Origin of the sequence: uncultured Roseivirga sp. (assembly GCF_963973945.1) — a bacterium.
Taxonomy (GTDB): Bacteria; Bacteroidota; Bacteroidia; order Cytophagales; family Cyclobacteriaceae; genus Roseivirga.
The window spans coordinates 191,441-209,622 of the sequence record NZ_CAXBBV010000003.1 but is presented as its reverse complement, the minus strand read 5'-3'; the positions used below and the strand labels follow the sequence as shown (position 1 = coordinate 209,622).

At 39.1% G+C, this 18,182-nt stretch carries 16 protein-coding genes and 1 tRNA gene; 7 read left to right on the top strand and 10 right to left on the bottom strand.

Features of this window, described 5'->3' with window-relative positions:
- The first annotated feature begins 162 nt into the window (after positions 1-162).
- The 7 genes from AAC026_RS07285 (at position 163) to AAC026_RS07255 (ending at position 7,627) form a co-directional block, all read left to right on the top strand.
- On the top strand, positions 163-2,124 hold the full coding sequence (locus AAC026_RS07285; RefSeq protein ID WP_339696463.1) for a hypothetical protein: 1,962 nt from the start codon (positions 163-165) through the stop codon (positions 2,122-2,124).
- A gap of 78 nt (positions 2,125-2,202) precedes the next feature.
- Positions 2,203-3,390, top strand: a complete 1,188-nt coding sequence (locus tag AAC026_RS07280; RefSeq protein ID WP_339696460.1) for a YncE family protein — start codon at positions 2,203-2,205, stop codon at positions 3,388-3,390.
- Between the two features lie 75 nt (positions 3,391-3,465).
- Positions 3,466-3,538 (top strand) — tRNA-Gln (locus tag AAC026_RS07275).
- A 254-nt stretch (positions 3,539-3,792) separates the two neighbouring features.
- Positions 3,793-4,782, top strand: coding sequence for a DUF2806 domain-containing protein (locus AAC026_RS07270; RefSeq protein WP_339696457.1), 990 nt, complete (start codon positions 3,793-3,795; stop codon positions 4,780-4,782).
- A gap of 66 nt (positions 4,783-4,848) precedes the next feature.
- The gene (locus tag AAC026_RS07265; RefSeq protein WP_339696454.1) at positions 4,849-5,961 is read left to right on the top strand and encodes a CapA family protein; all 1,113 of its coding nucleotides are present in this window, start codon (positions 4,849-4,851) and stop codon (positions 5,959-5,961) included.
- Positions 5,962-6,066: 105 nt separating this feature from the next.
- Positions 6,067-6,921 (top strand): ChaN family lipoprotein, encoded by an 855-nt coding sequence (locus tag AAC026_RS07260; protein ID WP_339696451.1) that lies wholly within the window; start codon positions 6,067-6,069, stop codon positions 6,919-6,921.
- A gap of 259 nt (positions 6,922-7,180) precedes the next feature.
- Positions 7,181-7,627 (top strand): cold shock domain-containing protein, encoded by a 447-nt coding sequence (locus AAC026_RS07255; RefSeq protein ID WP_339696448.1) that lies wholly within the window; start codon positions 7,181-7,183, stop codon positions 7,625-7,627.
- 204 nt (positions 7,628-7,831) lie between these two features.
- Here AAC026_RS07255 and metG read toward each other — a convergent pair whose 3' ends face one another.
- The 10 genes from metG to AAC026_RS07205 form a co-directional block, all read right to left on the bottom strand.
- Positions 7,832-9,892: a methionine--tRNA ligase gene (gene metG / locus AAC026_RS07250; RefSeq protein WP_339696446.1), complete on the bottom strand. Its 2,061-nt coding sequence runs from the start codon at positions 9,890-9,892 to the stop codon at positions 7,832-7,834.
- Positions 9,893-10,042: 150 nt separating this feature from the next.
- Positions 10,043-10,654: an NADH:ubiquinone reductase (Na(+)-transporting) subunit E gene (gene nqrE, locus AAC026_RS07245; protein WP_339696443.1), complete on the bottom strand. Its 612-nt coding sequence runs from the start codon at positions 10,652-10,654 to the stop codon at positions 10,043-10,045.
- Positions 10,655-10,665: 11 nt separating this feature from the next.
- Complete coding sequence (locus tag AAC026_RS07240; RefSeq protein WP_339696440.1) at positions 10,666-11,328, bottom strand: NADH:ubiquinone reductase (Na(+)-transporting) subunit D; 663 nt, start codon at positions 11,326-11,328, stop codon at positions 10,666-10,668.
- 11 nt (positions 11,329-11,339) lie between these two features.
- Positions 11,340-12,107 carry an NADH:ubiquinone reductase (Na(+)-transporting) subunit C gene (nqrC, locus tag AAC026_RS07235; RefSeq protein WP_339696437.1) on the bottom strand — a complete coding sequence of 256 codons (768 nt, stop codon included), beginning with the start codon at positions 12,105-12,107 and terminating at the stop codon, positions 11,340-11,342.
- On the bottom strand, positions 12,094-13,275 hold the full coding sequence (locus tag AAC026_RS07230; RefSeq protein ID WP_339608765.1) for an NADH:ubiquinone reductase (Na(+)-transporting) subunit B: 1,182 nt from the start codon (positions 13,273-13,275) through the stop codon (positions 12,094-12,096). The genes nqrC and AAC026_RS07230 overlap by 14 nt, the downstream gene beginning before the upstream one ends.
- 2 nt (positions 13,276-13,277) lie before the next feature.
- The gene (locus AAC026_RS07225) at positions 13,278-14,645 is read right to left on the bottom strand and encodes a Na(+)-translocating NADH-quinone reductase subunit A (protein WP_339696434.1); all 1,368 of its coding nucleotides are present in this window, start codon (positions 14,643-14,645) and stop codon (positions 13,278-13,280) included.
- Between the two features lie 140 nt (positions 14,646-14,785).
- Entirely contained in the window at positions 14,786-15,679 is an 894-nt protein-coding gene (locus AAC026_RS07220) for a 4-hydroxy-3-methylbut-2-enyl diphosphate reductase (protein WP_339696432.1), read from the bottom strand.
- A gap of 11 nt (positions 15,680-15,690) precedes the next feature.
- Positions 15,691-16,371, bottom strand: coding sequence for a (d)CMP kinase (gene cmk / locus AAC026_RS07215; RefSeq protein ID WP_339696430.1), 681 nt, complete (start codon positions 16,369-16,371; stop codon positions 15,691-15,693).
- Positions 16,372-16,458: 87 nt separating this feature from the next.
- Positions 16,459-17,391, bottom strand: coding sequence for a carbon-nitrogen hydrolase family protein (locus tag AAC026_RS07210; RefSeq protein WP_339696427.1), 933 nt, complete (start codon positions 17,389-17,391; stop codon positions 16,459-16,461).
- A 48-nt stretch (positions 17,392-17,439) separates the two neighbouring features.
- Complete coding sequence (locus tag AAC026_RS07205) at positions 17,440-18,159, bottom strand: hypothetical protein (RefSeq protein ID WP_339696424.1); 720 nt, start codon at positions 18,157-18,159, stop codon at positions 17,440-17,442.
- Between the last annotated feature and the right edge of the window lie 23 nt (positions 18,160-18,182).

The window sequence follows — 18,182 nt, the reverse complement described above, 5'->3', positions numbered from 1 at the left end:
TGCCAGTAAGCATATTATTTGGTTTTACCTTATAAATCAATCGCTTATGCTCTCTCCTTCAGGCATCAGTCAACATAAAATTTCAACCATATCACTAAAAACAATTGTAGTACTTTCTCTTTATGACTAGATTGTTAGATTAATCAACCACATCAACGAGTTATGAAGAAATTAAAGAAAGCCCTTTACATATTGGCATTACTCTTTCCTGTCACTCTTTTTGCACAGAAAGAAATCGTAATTGAGCCAGCTAACATTACTATGGAAGTTGGGCAGAAGAAACAAATTACTGCTTATGTCATGGAAAATGGCAAAAAGCTAAAAGACCCAATCAACTTACTTTCAAGAGCCAGAAGAAGCTTAAGTATTGATTCAACCATGATGGCTCACGCCATTCAGCCAGGTACTTATGATATTGTAGCAGTGGCAGATGGTGTAAGAAAAAACTTCCAAATCAAGGTAAACTACCCAGCAATTGCGTCAATTAAAATTGACGATATTCCACAGAAAATATACGCTGGAACATCAATAGCCCTAAAGTATCATGTCATCGACAAATCAGGGGCAACCAGAGATAATGTTGATGTACAATTTAGCTCTATGTATGGCAATATTGCCGAAGTAGATGATTTCGGAATGGTGAATACATTGATTCCAGGCAAAGCAACCATTACCGTAAAAGCCGAAAACATCACCAATACCATTACAGTGAATGTGGTGAGCAACCCAATTGTCAAAATTCAATTGGAAGCAGAAATGAACACGGCTAGAACTGGCGATGTATTCCACTTTAAGGCCAAGGCCCTAGATAAAAATGGAAAAATCGTTGAAGACGCTCCTATCTTCTACTCTTTCAGCGGTGTATCGGACAATACTTCACAAAGCGCCTCTGGTTTGATTAAAAATGATGGCCGTTTTGTAGCAGACGAAGCTGGAAGATATACTGTAACTGCATCTTGCGGAGTAGCATCAGCTTCTAAAACACTTAAAATTACACCAAGAGAAGTAACTAGGAAAATAGAAATGGTGGGTCAGGGTTCTGTAAACGACAAGCATACTTCTGATTTTTGGGTTTGGGAAGGAATTGATGGAAGAGATTATGCCGTTACAGGAACTTGGGGTGCCGATGGTACTGCCTATTTCTGGGATGTAACCGACCCAAGCAATATTTCTAAAATTGATTCTGTTCAGGTAGATGCCAGAACCGTAAATGATGTGAAGATTTCGGAAGACGGTAAAATTTGTGTTATCAGCCGAGAAGGAGCTTCAGACCGTAAAAATGGATTGGTAATTATTGATGTTTCTAACCCAAGAGATGTAGAAATCATTTCTAGATTTGACGAAAACATGACTGGTGGTGTGCATAACGTATTCATTTCTGGAGACTATTTATATGCACTTAGCGGAGGTCAGAAATACTATATTATTGATATTAAAGACCCTAAGAACCCACGTGCAGTTTCTAAATTCGAATTAGACACTCCTGGTCACTCGATTCACGATGTTTGGGTTGAAGATGGCATTGCTTATTCTTCAAACTGGGCAGATGGTATACAACTAGTAGATGTTGGAAACGGTATTGCTGGTGGTTCACCAGAAAATCCAAAGCAGTTCGCGAGCTATGCCTACCCTAACAAAGCAAACCACGCCTCATTCCCTTTCCGTAGCCCTTCAACTGGCAAGTTCTATGTGATTGGTGGAGACGAAATCTTCCCTTATGGATTAAACACTGGCAAAGGTGGAGTAAACATGGCGGGTGGTTACCTACACGTGGTAGACTTCACGGATTTAGAAAACCCACAAGAGGTGGCAAGGTTTGAAGTACCTTACGCTGGCTCTCATAACTATTGGATTGAAGGCGAAACACTTTACGTAGCCTTCTATAACGGAGGTGTAAGAGTAGTTGACCTAAGTGGTGAGTTAATGGGTGATTTGAGAAAACAAGGCCGTGAAATTGCTTGGATCATTCCGAACGATGCCAACGGATATACAGCCAACGCTCCATTTACTTGGGGTGCTCAACTTCACAAAGGTCATGTATTCTTCTCTGATTGGAACAGTGGATTATGGTCTGCTAAATTAGAGCCAGAAAAGCCAAAGAACACTCCTATTAAAGTAAAGTAAGCATCAACGCAAACGTGGTATAAAACTTTGTGCCACGTTTGCATTGATTAACCGACACATCTTAAATCTAAGTAAAAGATGAAAAAAACACTCATAATCGTTTTTTCCTTAATTGCCATTACTGCGCTACAAGCCCAAAACTACTATGTATATGTAGCGGCCGAATCTGAAGATGAGGTGGCTTTGGTGAAATTCGATGGTAAAAAAGCTGAAACCATAAAAAACATTCCTGTGGGCATATGGCCTGCTGAAAACGAAGGGCCTCACGGAATTACAGTTGGCCCAGAAGGTAAATATTGGTACCTCAGTTTAGCGCATGGCAATCCGTTTGGGACACTTTACAAATATGAAACTGGTACCGACAAAGCTGTAGGCTCAGTCACTCTTGGTTTATTTCCAGCCTCCATGCAGGTTTCTGCGGCTACTGGCTTACTCTATTGTGTTAATTTCAATCTACATGGCGATATGGTGCCAAGCACGGTTTCGGTAGTTGATGTGGAAAGCATGACCGAATTGACTCAAATCACGACTGGTGCAATGCCCCACGGCTCAAGACTTACTTCAGACGGCTTAAAACAATATTCCGTAGCCATGATGTCGGGTGAATTATTTGAAATAGATGCCATAAGCTTAAAAATCACCAAAACACTTGATCTGGATGAAGCCTCTAAATTGGCTCCAGAAGACCACAGCATGATGGACCACTCAAAAATGGACATGGGCAAATCTAAGATGGATGAAGAGAAAAAATCCATGGCGGGTATGGACCACAGTCAGATGGATCACTCTAAAATGGATATGGGCGGTATGCCAGCCATGAAGCACTCTGCCTTCAAGCCTACTTGGGTAAGTACGCACCCTACAAAAAACTTGGTTTATGTAGCCGGAAATGGCGCTGCTGAAGTATTAGAAATCAGTACAGATACATGGAAGACTACACGCAAGTTTAAAACCGACAAAGGGCCTTATAACATAGATATTTCTCCTGACGGGAAACGTATGGTGGTTTCTTATAAAACAGCTGCCAAAACGGGAGTTTGGGATTTAGAATCTGGAAAGGAATTGGCGAGATTAGATAACAGCCAAAAAGTAACTCATGGGGTAGCCATTTCATCAGACAGCAAGTTTGCCTTTGTTTCTGTAGAAGGAATTGGTGATGATCCGGGCATGGTGGATGTAATTGATTTAACAACTAACCGCCTGATAGACACCGCATACCTTGGTAAACAAGCCGGAGGTATTGCTTTCTGGAAAATTGAACGATAAAAAAGACTTAAATTTTTTCTCCAATTCGTTTCCAAAATAGAAAGCAAATACTACTTTTGTACTCCGAAATAAAGCTGGTCTATGGTGTAACTGGCAACACGTCTGGTTTTGGTCCAGAAGAGTCTAGGTTCGAGCCCTAGTAGACCAACAAAAAGCTTCACAGAAATGTGGAGCTTTTTTTATGCCTTAATCTTATACTTGTTAAAAATATCTTCTAACTAATCTTCTTTATACTCACAAAAACACCCTTAAAGAGCATAAAGCAGTATTTGTAAGTGAGATACCCATCCTATAGAAGGAATGAAAACCTCTTTAAGCTTACTACTTATTAACCGATATATATAAATATTTTTTTCCTGACTGTTAGAAACAACCTTTCAAATAATTGACTAATTTCAACTAATGAGCGAAAATCAGTCTCTAGATAAATGTGGCCCTAAGTCCTTGATAACTAAGGCAAAAATTGAAATAAACCTTTCCTTGTTGCCAAAAGGAGTAGAAAACAATTTTATAAAGGCATGTTTAAATACTCTAACGGGGTTTACTAAAATACCAATTGCTTGGGCCCATTCTATTGAGCGAAAAATTGAACGAAGAACAGAGGCATTGGACATCATCACTAAATCTGATGCTGAAGCAATTGCACTCCTTAATTCCAAAAACAATGATTATATACAAAGTCTATCCAATGAATACTCTTTGGAAGATTTACATAATTTAAGAAAAGATATCAATAAGCGTAAAATTTTAGAATTAACCACAAGTCAGCTTGCAATCGACCCTCCCAAGGAAGATGTTAAACAAGAGATTGACGATGACTGGCTCTCCCAATTCTCAAGAATTGCCGAAACAAAGTCTAATGAAGATGTTCAAATTATATTTTCAAAAATTTTAGCTGGTGAGATTAAACAACCAGGGTCTTTCAGCCCAATAACAATTCAATCCTTAACTAGTTTTAATAAACAGACTGCAGAAGATTTCATAAGAGTATGTCAAGCTACTTCTAGAGTTAGATATAATAATTATAAATTCAATTACACTTTTTTAGCAATCATTGAATTCATGCATTACGAATATCCTAGAAAGGGTGAATTGGGATTCTCACTCATAAAAAGGCTCGAAAACGTAGGCATGGTAAGGAGTCCTCTTAAATCAGAAACTGTTCCGAGTCAACACTTTACCCATGTTCATTCAATAAGTGGGGAGGTCATTGAACTAAAATTAGGCCAATCTATTAACTCTGGAAGACTTATTGCCAGTGATCATATTGAACTCACTCCTGCTGGAGCAGAATTAATAGAAATCATACCTCTTCCTCGTTTAGATTCAAAAATGCGGCAAATGTATCTAGGATTTCTTAAAACACGAGGCGGGCTTGTTTTAAGAGATTAGCCCTTTTTTATTTTTTTTGATTAAGCTCCATAAGTAAAGAACTTATCTTAAACTTCCATCACTTTTATGAAGCCATTATTTTTTATCACTATACTTCTTTTCCCATTTGGTGCAATAGCGCAAAAGACAGATACTACCGAGACGGTTTCTCTACTTTTTATAGGTGATATTATGGGGCATTACGCTCAAATAGAATCTGCGCTAGATACCACAACAGGTACTTATAGTTTTGATAGAATGTTCCGTAAAGTGAGCCCATTGATTCAAAAGGCAGATTTTGCTATTGCCAATCTTGAAGTTACTTTGGCAGGCACACCTTATAGTGGCTATCCTCGATTCTCTTCTCCCGATGAACTTGCTGTAGCGGCTAAAAAAAGCGGAATAGATATTCTTCTTACGGCAAATAATCACGCCAGCGACCACAACCTCAAGGGCATTAAGCGCACCATTAATGTGCTAGACTCCATTGAAGTTAGGCATACGGGTACTTTCTTAGACAAAGACCACAAAGACAGCTCAAATCTGATTATCATGGAAAAGGGCTCTATTAAGGTTGGACTATTGAACTATACAGAAAGCACCAATGGAAGAAGAGTACCTAAGCCTGCATTGGTTAACCTCACGGATACCACTGCCATGAAAAGCGATATACAAGACGCCCTTAGCAAAAATATCGACAAACTAGTAGTTTTTCTTCACTGGGGCATTGAGTATGATTCAGCGCCCTCTAAGACGCAAAGAAAAACAGCTCAATTCTTATTCGAACAGGGTGTTGATATTATCATTGGTGCACACCCGCATGTGATTCAACCCATGGAGTTTATTCAGGCCGCTAATGGTAACAAAGAACGGTTTATCGCCTATTCCTTGGGCAATTTTCTTTCTGACCAACGTACCCGTAAAAGAGACGGAGGCGCTATGGTGGAAATCACCATTTCGAAAGAAAATGGGCTGAGCCAAATCACAGATTATGGTTATCACTTAACATGGGTAAATAAGCCCTTAATCAAAAAGCGAAGAAGCTATGAGGTGTTGATTTGTAAAGAATATGAAGCCAACAACTTTAAAGGACTTACAGAGTACTCAAAAAACAAAATGAAACGCTTCATTAAAGACTCTAGAGCTCTTTTAGACTCCATCAATGTTGAGGTAAAAGAGAAAGTAGTTGTTTCAAACTAATCATAGCCTGAGCTTCATCTTTCCGAAGGCTCTTTCCATATAAATATGTATTCTGCCCTTCAATTTTTTGGTTAAATTCAACACTCAATTATCTGATCAAAACTGATGAAGCGCTCTCTATTCCTTTTAATTTTTACCCTTGTTACTTTCTTAAGTCATGGTCAAAAGAAACCTGCTTATGTGATTTATACCGCTACGGGCAAAAAGGTTTCTTACAAGAAAATGTTGAAGACTTTAGACAAGAAAGACATCATTCTATTTGGAGAGCTTCACAACAACGCCATTGCACACTGGATGCAATACGAGGTCACCAATGATTTAAGTACCTCTAACGACATGATTTTAGGTGCAGAAATGTTTGAAGCAGATAATCAGAAACCACTGAATGACTACTTGGCTGGAAATATTGATGCTAAAGCACTAGACACCTTAGCCAGACTTTGGCCCAACTACAAAACCGATTATGCTCCTTTGGTAGATTTGGCGAAGAAGAAACAACTCCCATTTATTGCTACGAACATTCCTAGAAGGTATGCAAGCATGGTAAACAAAAATGGTTTTGAAATACTTAATAAGCTCTCGGCTGAAGAGAAATCTTGGATGGCTCCTCTGCCGATGCCCTTTGATAGCGAACTACCTACTTACAAAAACATTCTGGCCATGATGGCTGGTCATGGCACACCACAATTGGTAGAAGCACAAGCCTCTAAAGATGCTACCATGGCGCATTTCATTCTAGAGAACTACCAACCCAACCACACCTTTATACATTATAATGGCTCATACCATTCAAATCATTACGAAGGTATTTTGTGGTACTTAAAAAGAGAAAGAAATGATTTGAAATACGCTACAATCGCTACGGTAATGCAAGACGACTTGGGCAAACTATTGGAAGAAAACAAACTAATGGCTGACTTCATTATTTGTATTGATAGCAATATGACCAACACTTACTAGGTAAATTAAAGTTGTCTTCTGGACAGTCAAGGCCTATAACTCAGTGTAAATGCCATTGTTAATACAGATTTTCTTATAAATTATCGTAACTTTGTGCGAGCGTAATGATGTAAATACCCTTCGAGTAATTCCCCAATCGTACGATTTTCTGATTTTCATCGGTTTTCTGCGAACAAGCCACTTACTAAATGAGTATTTCTTTACCCCCTTGATTGTTTGAGTAGAACAGTTATTGCATCATTTTTAACAAAAACATTGAATGGCTAAATCACAAGAAACATTTAACAAAAAAGAAAAAGAGAAGAAGCGTTTAAAGAAACGTCAGGATAAGCAGCAGAAGAAAGAAGAGCGTCAACAAAACTCTCAAGGCGGTGGACTGGATAATATGATTGCTTATGTGGATGAAGATGGAAACATCACCGACACTCCGCCAGATCCAACAATCAAGAAGAAGAAGATTGATGCCAAAAGCATTGAAATTGGTGTTCCGAAAAGAGAAGATGTGGTTGAAACGGTAAGAACTGGCCGCGTAGAATTCTTCAATGATCAAAAAGGATACGGCTTTATTAAAGAGCTAGAAACACAAGAAAAGTTCTTTGTACACGTAAACGGACTTGTTGATGAGGTTCGTGAAGGCGATAAAGTTTCTTTTGAACTTGAGCGCGGAATGAAAGGCATGAATGCCGTTAACGTTAAGAAGGTGTAATTCCCCATTACGCTTAAAAAGCCCATTCTAAAACATATGATTAAAAATCCTTTGCCCATTTATGGGTGAGGTTTTTAATCGGTTTTAATTGGTGCTAGCCCCTCCCAAAACATAATCAGATAAAAGCAAAAATCCCCAATTAGTTTTCTAATTGAGGATTTGTGATATCCGATTCTAAAGCCAGAACAACTGAGTAAAAAACTATTAACTCACCGTTGAACCTGGGTTTACTTTTTCATTTGGCTGAATAAGTCTTAGGTTTCCTTCAGCATCTTCTGCCATTAAAATCATTCCTTCCGACACAGTACCCATCATAGGTCTTGGGGCTAAGTTTGCTACAATGGTTACCTGCTTTCCAACCATTTCTTCAGGAGAATAATGTTTAGCAATTCCACTTAAGATGGTACGCTTGTCTACACCAGTATCTACCAAAAACTCAAGTAGCTTATTCGATTTGGCTACTTTTTTAGCTTCTAAAATCGTTCCTACCCTTAAATCCAACTTCATGAAATCATCGAATACAATGGTTTCTTTTAAAGGTGTTAGTTCAATTTCTTTATTTTCCATCTCGTTTTGTTTCTTGGTGTTTTCTAATTTTTGAATTTGAGCAGCAATTGTGTCGTCTTCTATTTTTTCAAATAGTAGGGCACCTTGGGTTAAAGGCTGACCTGATTTAATCAAGTCTGGGTTTCCGGCAGCAGCCCAATTGAGTTGATCCATTTCAAAAATGCTTCTCAATTTTTCCGCAGTAAAAGGAATAAACGGCTCGGCTACAATTGAAATATTAGCCACAATCTGCAAAGCAATATTCAAGATGGTTCCTACCCTAGTTTCGTCTGTCTTAATCAGTTTCCAAGGCTCTGTATCAGCCAAATACTTGTTGCCTAAACGAGCAAGCTCCATCATTTCTGATTGTGCTTCACGGAAACGATAACGCTCTATGGAAGCGCCAATTTTGTCTGGCATTTGTTTAAGTGCCTCAATAGTCTCGTTGTCGATATCGAAAAGCTCTCCCCTTTCAGGCACCTTTCCTTTAAAGTATTTGTGCGTTAGCACTACTGCTCTATTGACAAAGTTACCTAAAATGGCAACCAACTCACTGTTATTTCGTGCCTGAAAGTCCTTCCAAGTGAAATCATTATCCTTTGATTCAGGAGCATTGGCACACAACGCATAGCGAAGTACATCTTGCTTACCAGGAAGTTCTTCTAAATATTCATGTAACCAAACGGCCCAATTTCTTGATGTTGAAATCTTATTACCTTCTAAATTCAAGAATTCGTTGGCAGGCACATTATCTGGCAAAATGTAATCGCCATGTGCTTTCAATATTGCTGGGAAAATAATACAATGGAAAACGATATTGTCCTTACCAATGAAGTGTACCAATTTAGTATCGTCTGATTGCCAGTAAGGCTTCCAGTCCTTACCATTGGCCTCAGCCCACTCTCTGGTGGCCGAGATATAGCCTATAGGTGCATCGAACCAAACGTAAAGCACTTTTCCGTCAGCTCCCTCTACTGGTACTTTAATTCCCCAGTCCAAATCGCGTGTCATGGCACGGGCCTGTAAACCGCCATCAATCCATGATTTACATTGCCCCCAAACATTCGATTTCCAGTCTTCTTTATGACCTTCCACAATCCATTCTGTAAGCCACTTTTCGTAATCCTGCAAAGGTAAATACCAGTGCTTTGTTTCATTCATAACTGGCGTATTGCCACTCAATGTAGACTTTGGGTTAATCAAATCCGTTGGGTTGAGTGTAGCTCCACAGTTCTCACATTGGTCGCCATAAGCTGAAGGGTGTGAGCAACGTGGACAAGTACCTGTAATATATCTGTCGGCTAGAAACTGCTCCGCTTCATCATCGAAATATTGTTCACTTACTCGTTCTTCAAATTTTCCTTCAGTATAAAGTGTTCTGAAAAACTCTTGAGCAGTTTCGTGATGTATTTGATTAGAGGTTCTTGAGTAAATGTCAAAAGAGATTCCTAGCTGATTAAAGCTATCTTTAATCATTCCGTGGTACTTATCTACGATGTCTTGCGGATTAACACCATCCTTACGTGCTCGCATGGTGATGGCCATACCATGTTCATCTGAACCGCAAATAAAGGCTACATCCTCTCCTTTTGACCTTAAATACCTAGCGTAAATATCGGCTGGCACATAAACTCCAGCCAAATGCCCAATATGAACGGGGCCATTGGCATAAGGTAAGGCAGCCGTTACCGTATGTCTTTTGAATTCATTCTTACTCATAGACTGCAAAGATAGTTTTTAGATATTAGAAGGAGGAAATAAGCTCAGAGATTTTGCCAAGTTTGATTATACATTCCCACTCTCAAATCTGAGCATAAAAAAAGCACACCCTTTGCAGAGTGTGCTTTGTATTTTAAAAGGCAATTTCGATTAGATCGAGATACCCATAAAGCTCATAAATGCAATACCCATTAAACCAGTAATGAACATTGTAATTCCCAATCCTTTCAAGGCATCAGGAACATTCGAGTATTTCAATTTTTCTCTGATTGCAGCCAAAGCCACAATTGCTAATAAGAAACCTGTTCCTGAACCAAAACCAAAAACAGTGGCTTCGCTCAAAGTATAATCTCTTTGCGCCATAAATAACGCTCCACCCAAGATTGAGCAGTTTACCGCGATTAGTGGCAAGAAAATACCTAATGAACCGTAAAGAGAAGGTGAGAATTTCTCGATCATCATTTCTACCAACTGCACCATAGCCGCAATAATGGCAATGAACATGATAAAGCGTAAGAAAGATAAATCGATTGTAGCAAAGCTATCGCCCAACCAAGTTAAGGCTCCTTCTTTCAATACGAATTGGTCTAATAGCCAGTTCATTGGTACGGTAATACCCAAAACGAATACTACTGCCAGACCTAAACCCATTGCCGTAGACACCTTTTTTGAAACAGCCAAGAAAGAACACATGCCCAAGAAATAGGCGAAAACCATGTTCTCTATAAAAATCGACTTTATACCTAAGTTAATTAAATCCATGATTGCTCTAATTAATGTTCTACGTAACCTGTTTTAGTTCTTTGTACCCAAATAATAAATCCAAGTACCATAAAAGCACCTACTGGACTTACCATTAAGCCATTCGTTGCAAGATTGTCCATGCCAATCGCTTCAAAAACTGGGTAGCCAAATACTTTGCCTGATCCCAAAAGTTCTCTAAAGAAAGCTACAGTAAGGATAATCCAAGAGTATCCTAATCCACTGCCCAATCCGTCAAGCATAGAGTCGTAAGGCTTATTTCCTAAAGCGAAAGCTTCAAGACGCCCCATTACTATACAGTTGGTAATGATCAGACCAATAAATACAGAAAGTTCTTTATACATATCGAAAGCATATGCTTTCAACACTTCGTTTACTAAGGTTACCAAAGTTGCTACAACAGCCAACTGTACAATAATCCTTACCCTTGAAGGGATGATATTTCTCATAAGAGAAATAACCAAGTTAGATAGAATCAATACCATTGTTACAGAAATGGCCATTACCATTGTAGGCTTCATTTGAGTAGTTACTGCCAAGGCAGAACAAATACCCAAAACCTGAATGGTGATTGGGTTATCATCACTCAATGGATCGATTACAAATTTTTTCCTACGCTTTGAAAAAATTGCTTCTTTCTTTACGATTGGTTTTTCTAAAGTTTCAGTACTCATATCCTCTTTGTTTACTGATTATTCATTGACATGGCATCGGCATTCTTAGAATGCTTATTAAAGTATGCCTGATAATATCCTAGGTAATTGCTCAACATTGCGTTTACACCATTTGCAGTAAGGGTAGCACCAGCCAACCCGTCTACTTTGGTAGGCCCCAATTTTGATGGTGGATTTCCTTCACCTTTCACCATAGTAACAAAAACCAATTCTTGGTTTTCAACAATGGATTTGCCTTGGTAGCGCTCTTGAATTTCATCAGTTGTAATTCTAGCTCCTAGTCCTGGAGTTTCTCCTTTATGTGAGAACGTTACTCCTTTAATAGTCTCTAGGTCTTCGTTCAAAGCCACAAAGCCCCAAATTGCATCCCAAAGTCCTGCACCATAAGTAGGCAGAATATAGGCTACTTCGCTTCCATTTTTATATTTGAAAACTGGGTATACTCTTTCTTCAGCTGGTTTTTTGTAATTCTTTTCAATGTTTACATTCTCAGCAACTAAAGGTTCTCCTTTCTCATTGGTAGTCACCAAATTGCCTTCGAAATCAGCCACTTCAGAGTTAATCACTTCTGCATATCGAGCAAGAATTTCCTCTGGTGTCATATCGCCCAATTTGGCTTTCTCAGCTGGTATAGCACCAAGAATCTGCTTCTTGGTATCTAAGTCTTGCGCCTTCTTTTGTGTAGGGCCCAAACCTTGAGAAACTCCTGACAATAAACCTCCTAATACTGCTGTGAGTACTAAAGAGAATACTATGATGTATGTATTAGACTGTCGCACGTGCTAACCTCCTTTTCTTATTTGCTTGAATTACATAGAAATCAATTAACGGAGCAAAAACATTCATTAATAGCACCGCCAACATAATACCTTCTGGATAAGCTGGGTTTACCACTCTAATCAGCACACTAAGCATACCTATTAGTAAACCGTAAATCCATTTCCCTGTTTCTGTATGGGCTGCCGACACTGGGTCAGTTGCCATAAACACAGCTCCAAAGGCTATACCACCCATTACCAAGTGATAATGCGCTGGCATATCCATAAACGGATTAAGTCCTGCGGCATTAAAAATAGCTCCCATAATAAAGGCGCCACCGAATACACTTGCAATAATTTTCCAGCTTCCTACTCCTGTAGCAATTAGAATTATTGCTCCAACCAACACCCATAAAGTAGATGTTTCGCCTATTGAACCAGGAACCATACCCATAAATAGGTTATTGAAACTAAAGCTATCTCCCAAAGCAGAAACTACATTTCCTCCTGCAGTTGAAGAATCGTAAGCTACAGCTAGTGCTGTTGCCCCTGTATATGCATCCACTGGAGTTTTGTCTGCCAATTGCGTCCAAACCGCACCAGAGATTTGCGATGGGTAAGCAAAGTATAAGAATGCTCTAGAGGTCATTGCAACGTTCAGAATGTTCATTCCTGTACCTCCAAAAATCTCTTTTCCTACTAATACACCAAATACGGTTGCCAAAGCAACTTGCCATAATGGAATGGTAGGAGGAACAATTAAAGGTATTAGCATTCCCGTTACCAAAAAGCCTTCGTTGATCGGGTGTTTTCTTACTACTGCAAAAATAGCTTCTATAATACCTCCTGCAGCGTAAGACACCAACACGATTGGCAATACCCAACGGGCGCCAAACAATAGGTTATCCACAGAAAGAAAAGTAGTTGCCTCTCCAACAGCAATGTGGTGTTGATATCCCACATTAAATATTCCGAAGATTAGACAAGGGATCATGGCAATCACCACAGTCATCATCATTCTCTTCAAATCAATCGCGTCCCTCACTTGCACGCCTTTATTTTTGGCAGTGCTAGGCGGTGAAAACATAAACGTTTCGCCAGCTTCAAACAGGTAGTAGAACTTTTCAAGTTTCCCTCCCTTTTCGAACATCGGTTTTTGTTTTTCTAATAGGTTGTGTAAAAACTTCATCCTTATCCGTTTTGTATCAATTCTATACCCTCTCTTACCATGTGCTGAATGTCATGTTTAGAAACATCAACAAATTCACACAAAGCAAGATCTTCCTCAATTACCTCATAAATACCAAGGGCTTCTACATTATCGAAATCTTCCGATAAAATGGCCTTTAGTAAAAATGTTGGGTAAACATCCATTGGAGTTACTTTTTCAAAAGTTCCTGTTTGAACAAAGGCCCTATCTTCACCATTGGTGTTCGAATCAAGTACATATTCCTTGTTCTTACCATTCATGAAAGAGAACAAGCCCCATGCTCTGTGGAAACTCAACACGTTTTTCTTTGGCATAATCCAGCCTAGGAATTCTGAGTGGTCTCCTTCAGGAATCACCGTTATGCTATTTGAATAAAAGCTGAGGTAACCATCTTTCTCGATTTTCTCTCCCGTCAAAACGTTACCAGAAATATATCGAACGTGGTCTTGTTTGGTGTTTCCTTCAACTAGTTTATTGATGGCTCCTCCACTGTAGGTTTTGTAATACTGAGGTGTTTTAACCTCTGAACCACAAACTGCTACCAATCTAGAAGCATCATATTTTCCTTGGCTAAAAAGCTTACCTATTTGGGCAACGCCATACGGTGTCAAAGTCCAAACCACATCTCCCTTATTAATAGGGTCTAAGTGGTGAATTTGAACGCCTACATTACCTGCAGGGTGCGGTCCAGAAAACTTATTGTGCTCTATACCCTCTACACCGGCAAACACTTTAGACACTTCTGCATTCAGGTTATGATTCAAGTGAATTTTACCGTCAGTAAATTTCCTTAAAATATTGATCCCTGTTTTAAAAGCGTCCTCTTCACCTTGAAGGGTAAAGGCTACATCAGCGGCCAATGGGTGGGTATCGAAAGCCGAAATATGTATAGCTTTTGGGCTATCATTTTCATTGGCAACAATACCAAATGGTCGTTGAACAATGTTTGGCCACACGCCAGCTTTCAGCATTTGCACTTGAGCTTCTTCTCGGCTCAATCCTGTAATATCTGATGGGCTGTACGATTGAAACGATTCGTATTCGATCGTTTTATCGGCTAGAATTTTGACTTCGAGGATTTTCCTTTTGGCTCCTCTTTTCACTTCGACAATTTCACCACTCACCGGTGAGCAATACATCACGTTCTCCTGCATCTTGTCGAACAAGATTGGAGTTCCAGCTTTAATGTTGTCGCCTTCGTTAACGAGTAACTTAGGACGCTTCATTCCAATAAAGTCGGTGGGTTTAATTGCAAACGTTTCTGGGTGAATGGAATCGGCAATCTTATGCTCTGCCTTTCCCGCCAGATTGATGTCAAAGCCCTTTTTAAGCTTTATAATTTTGGACATACTCTTTTAATTGCGAATCAATAGTTTGATCTAAAGTTGAGGCAAAAGTAAAATTTTTACCGTCAACAAAAAGCCATTTTTTAGCTTTTCGAGGCGCAATTTAGTCCAAAAAAAATGGTAAGAAAAGTATTAGTATAGAATTATGCGACTGGTAGTTTATCAAAAGATTTTTCGATAAAGCTACTTACCTGTTCCATAAGCCACATTGGTGTGGAAGTGGCTCCGCAAATACCTACCTTATCGTCTTCTTTAAACCATGAAAGTTCTATTTCTTCCTCAGACTCAACAAAATAGCTTCTTTCATTTTGTTGCTTGCAAACACTGTAGAGTGCTTTACCATTTGAGCTTTTCTTTCCGCTAACAAAAATTATAACGTCTTGATCTTTTGCGAAATTTTGTAACTGTGGTTCTCTATTTGACACTTGGCGGCAAATACTATCGTTTGCGCTAAAGTCAATTTCCTTAAATTCTCCCTTGGCTTCTTTGATTCTATCTTCAATCATTTGACGAATTCTATAGAAGCCTTTTGTGCTTTTTGTGGTTTGACTATATAAAGTTACTGGGCGACTAAAATCGATTTTATCCAAGTCTTTATCTTCCATAATAATGATTGCCTCATTATTTGTTTGCCCAGTAAGGCCAATTACTTCGGCATGGCCTGTTTTTCCATAAATTACAATCTGACCATTTACATCTTGCATGCGGTCATAAGCCATTTTTACCCGATTCTGAAGCTTGAGTACTACAGGGCAAGATGCATCTACCAATTCAATATTATTATCCATGGCCAGCTGATAGGTTTCTGGCGGCTCACCGTGGGCCCTAATCAGAACTTTGGCATTTTTTATTTCCTTTAAGTCTTCTCTATCAATAATTTTCAGGCCTTTGGCATTTAGTCGGTTTACCTCCATACCATTATGAACTATATCGCCAAGGCAATACAGCTCTCCTTCTTTCATTTCATCTTCTGCCATTTGGATGGCAAACTCCACCCCAAAACAATAGCCTGAATTTTTATCGATTGTGACTTCCATACTTTTAATATCTAGCCTTCTATCTTTTCTTTTGCCAAAGTTAGCACCTTATTTACTTGTTCTTCAAACTCCATATCTGAAGTGTCTATTACAATTGCTTCTGGAACTTGAATCAAAGGGCTTTCTTTTCTGGTGGAGTCTTGCAAATCTCGTTCCCTAAAATTTGTTACAATTTCTTCGAGCGATGCTTTCTCTCCTTTTTCGTCTAATTCGGCTTGTCTTCTTTTCGCTCTTGCCTCATCGCTAGCCTTCATGAATATTTTCAGTTCTGCATCAGGAAAAACCACCGAAGCGATATCTCTTCCATCCATTACAACACCTCTGTTTTTACCCATTTCTTGTTGTCGAGCAACCATGGCTACTCTTACCGCTTTAATGGCTGCCACAGGGCTCACAAATTCTGAAACGTACATTTTCCGAATCTCTTCTTCAACGTATACATTATTTAAAAAAGTTTCGCTTTTACCAGTTTGAGGGTTATGTCTGAAATCTATACTTATAGCACTTAACGCATTAGAAACCTGAGCATCATCTTTAATATCTACTTTATTCTGGAGCATATATAAGGTTACTGCTCTATACATAGCTCCGCTATCTATAAATTTATATGCTAATCGCTTGGCTACTTCTTTTGCAGTGCTGCTTTTTCCACAGCCTGAAAAACCGTCAATGGCTATATTAATCTTCTTCATCAAAAAAATTTCCCAAAGGTAAGAAGTTTAGTGAAGGGGCATGAAAAATCAAATCAACGATTTAAATAATAGGTTAAGCTTACTTATTCAAACATCCTTTAAGTCTGGCTGGTTTTTCACTGTCAATGAAAATACATCATTCCTTGCATAGTGTCCAACCGAGTCGAAATCGAGCTTACTTTTGATAATCTCATCCTTATCTATTTCGGCAGTAAGTATTCCTTCTTCATCCCAAAGCGGCCCAGCTAAAACCTCACCCGTTGGCGCTATAATCACAGAGCCTCCGCTACTCATTATTTCAGGCTGTTGATCTAAATCAGCAATTCCAGGCAAGTCTTTAGGATACATAGATTTGGTTACAAACTGGTTGCAGCCCAGCACAAAACACCTGCCCTCCAAAGCAATATGCTTTAAAGTATGTTGCCAATTTTCACGGCTATCGGCTGTAGGCGCCAAATACAATTGCACTCCTTTTTGATACATGGCCATTCGTGCCAGCGGCATGTAGTTTTCCCAACAAATCAATCCGCCCATTTTACCCAAAGGAGTATTAAAGGTTGAAAGGGTTGAACCATCCCCTTCTCCCCAAACAATGCGTTCAGCAGCGGTGGGCTTGAGTTTTCGGTGTTTGCCCATTAACTGACCTTCTGGGCTAAAGTAAAGCATGGTGCAGTACATTGTTCCTGAAACGGTGTCCTTTTCGTTAACCCCTAATACTAAAAATACTTTGGCCTTTTTCGCCATTTCACCTAATTGTTCAGTGGCCTTACTCGGTACTTCTATCGATGAACCCCAATACTTCAGCCAAGTTTCTCTGCCTTCTGTACTTCGGCTACCGACTACTGTACCGAAACTCAAGCCACGGGGATAAGCAGAAATAAAGGCTTCGGGGAATAACACCAACTGAGCTCCTTTGCTAGCTGCCTCTGTTACCAAATGAGCCGTTTTTGCCAAGGTTTTCTCTAAGTCAAATAGAATGGGGGCAGCTTGTATTACTGCTACAATATACTTTTTAGACATGGGTGAATTTAGAAAAATCTAATGGAATTAAACTTGGAACGAAGCTCTTTACTTCGTCCTTGTGCGTCTTTTGAGTTTGTTAATTCTATCTAAGTAATACGCTTTAAGCTCTTTTACAAAGGTCATCGGGTTAGGGTAACTTGTAAGTACCTTATATGTATACCTCGCTTTAATCAGTTCGATTTCATTCAACAGCCTTTCCTTCTCCCTTTTTAAATATTCACTATTGCTACTTTTCTTTTGGAGTTCTTTCGGTTTGCCTACAAACTTAAGCATTGCATTACCGCTAAAAATATGAGCATGATAATCTTCCAATAGACCTAAATCACCTGACTTATAGATTTCAATTAGCTTGGTGGTTACTTCAGTGGCCAAATCACTTTGCTCCTCATTCATGTTAAACTTGTCTGGATGAACATAAAGCATTGCTTCTCTATAAAGACGTTTCCTCTCTTTCTCATTTGCATCGGAACTCTTATTAGGAATCTTTTCTGGAACAACCTTCAAAGCAACTGGCGGCTGATAATTCTTACCTCTCTGTTTTTGAGCAAGTCGCTTTTCTTTTTTGGTTTGCTTCTGCTCCTTGTATAGAATGGTCAGCTCTTGAACTTCTATTAACTCATCTGCTAATTGCGACCTCAATGCAGATTCGAAAGTAGAAACGCTTTGCTCCAACTCAACCAGTTGGCCTGTCAAGGCTTTAACCTCTGCCTGTAATAGCAGTTCATTTTGGCTAAGAATATTGATTGGGTGATTTTGCTCTGACATTAGATAATTTCAAAAGCCAAAGT

Coding starts and splice junctions, on each gene's coding strand:
- AAC026_RS07285 (WP_339696463.1), top strand. CDS start 163: ATGAAGAAATTAAAGAAAGCCCTTTACATATTGGCATTACTCTTTCCT.
- AAC026_RS07280 (WP_339696460.1), top strand. CDS start 2,203: ATGAAAAAAACACTCATAATCGTTTTTTCCTTAATTGCCATTACTGCG.
- AAC026_RS07270 (WP_339696457.1), top strand. CDS start 3,793: ATGAGCGAAAATCAGTCTCTAGATAAATGTGGCCCTAAGTCCTTGATA.
- AAC026_RS07265 (WP_339696454.1), top strand. CDS start 4,849: ATGAAGCCATTATTTTTTATCACTATACTTCTTTTCCCATTTGGTGCA.
- AAC026_RS07260 (WP_339696451.1), top strand. CDS start 6,067: ATGAAGCGCTCTCTATTCCTTTTAATTTTTACCCTTGTTACTTTCTTA.
- AAC026_RS07255 (WP_339696448.1), top strand. CDS start 7,181: ATGGCTAAATCACAAGAAACATTTAACAAAAAAGAAAAAGAGAAGAAG.
- metG (WP_339696446.1), bottom strand. CDS start 9,892: ATGAGTAAGAATGAATTCAAAAGACATACGGTAACGGCTGCCTTACCT.
- nqrE (WP_339696443.1), bottom strand. CDS start 10,654: ATGGATTTAATTAACTTAGGTATAAAGTCGATTTTTATAGAGAACATG.
- AAC026_RS07240 (WP_339696440.1), bottom strand. CDS start 11,328: ATGAGTACTGAAACTTTAGAAAAACCAATCGTAAAGAAAGAAGCAATT.
- AAC026_RS07230 (WP_339608765.1), bottom strand. CDS start 13,275: ATGAAGTTTTTACACAACCTATTAGAAAAACAAAAACCGATGTTCGAA.
- AAC026_RS07225 (WP_339696434.1), bottom strand. CDS start 14,645: ATGTCCAAAATTATAAAGCTTAAAAAGGGCTTTGACATCAATCTGGCG.
- AAC026_RS07220 (WP_339696432.1), bottom strand. CDS start 15,679: ATGGAAGTCACAATCGATAAAAATTCAGGCTATTGTTTTGGGGTGGAG.
- cmk (WP_339696430.1), bottom strand. CDS start 16,371: ATGAAGAAGATTAATATAGCCATTGACGGTTTTTCAGGCTGTGGAAAA.
- AAC026_RS07210 (WP_339696427.1), bottom strand. CDS start 17,391: ATGTCTAAAAAGTATATTGTAGCAGTAATACAAGCTGCCCCCATTCTA.
- AAC026_RS07205 (WP_339696424.1), bottom strand. CDS start 18,159: ATGTCAGAGCAAAATCACCCAATCAATATTCTTAGCCAAAATGAACTG.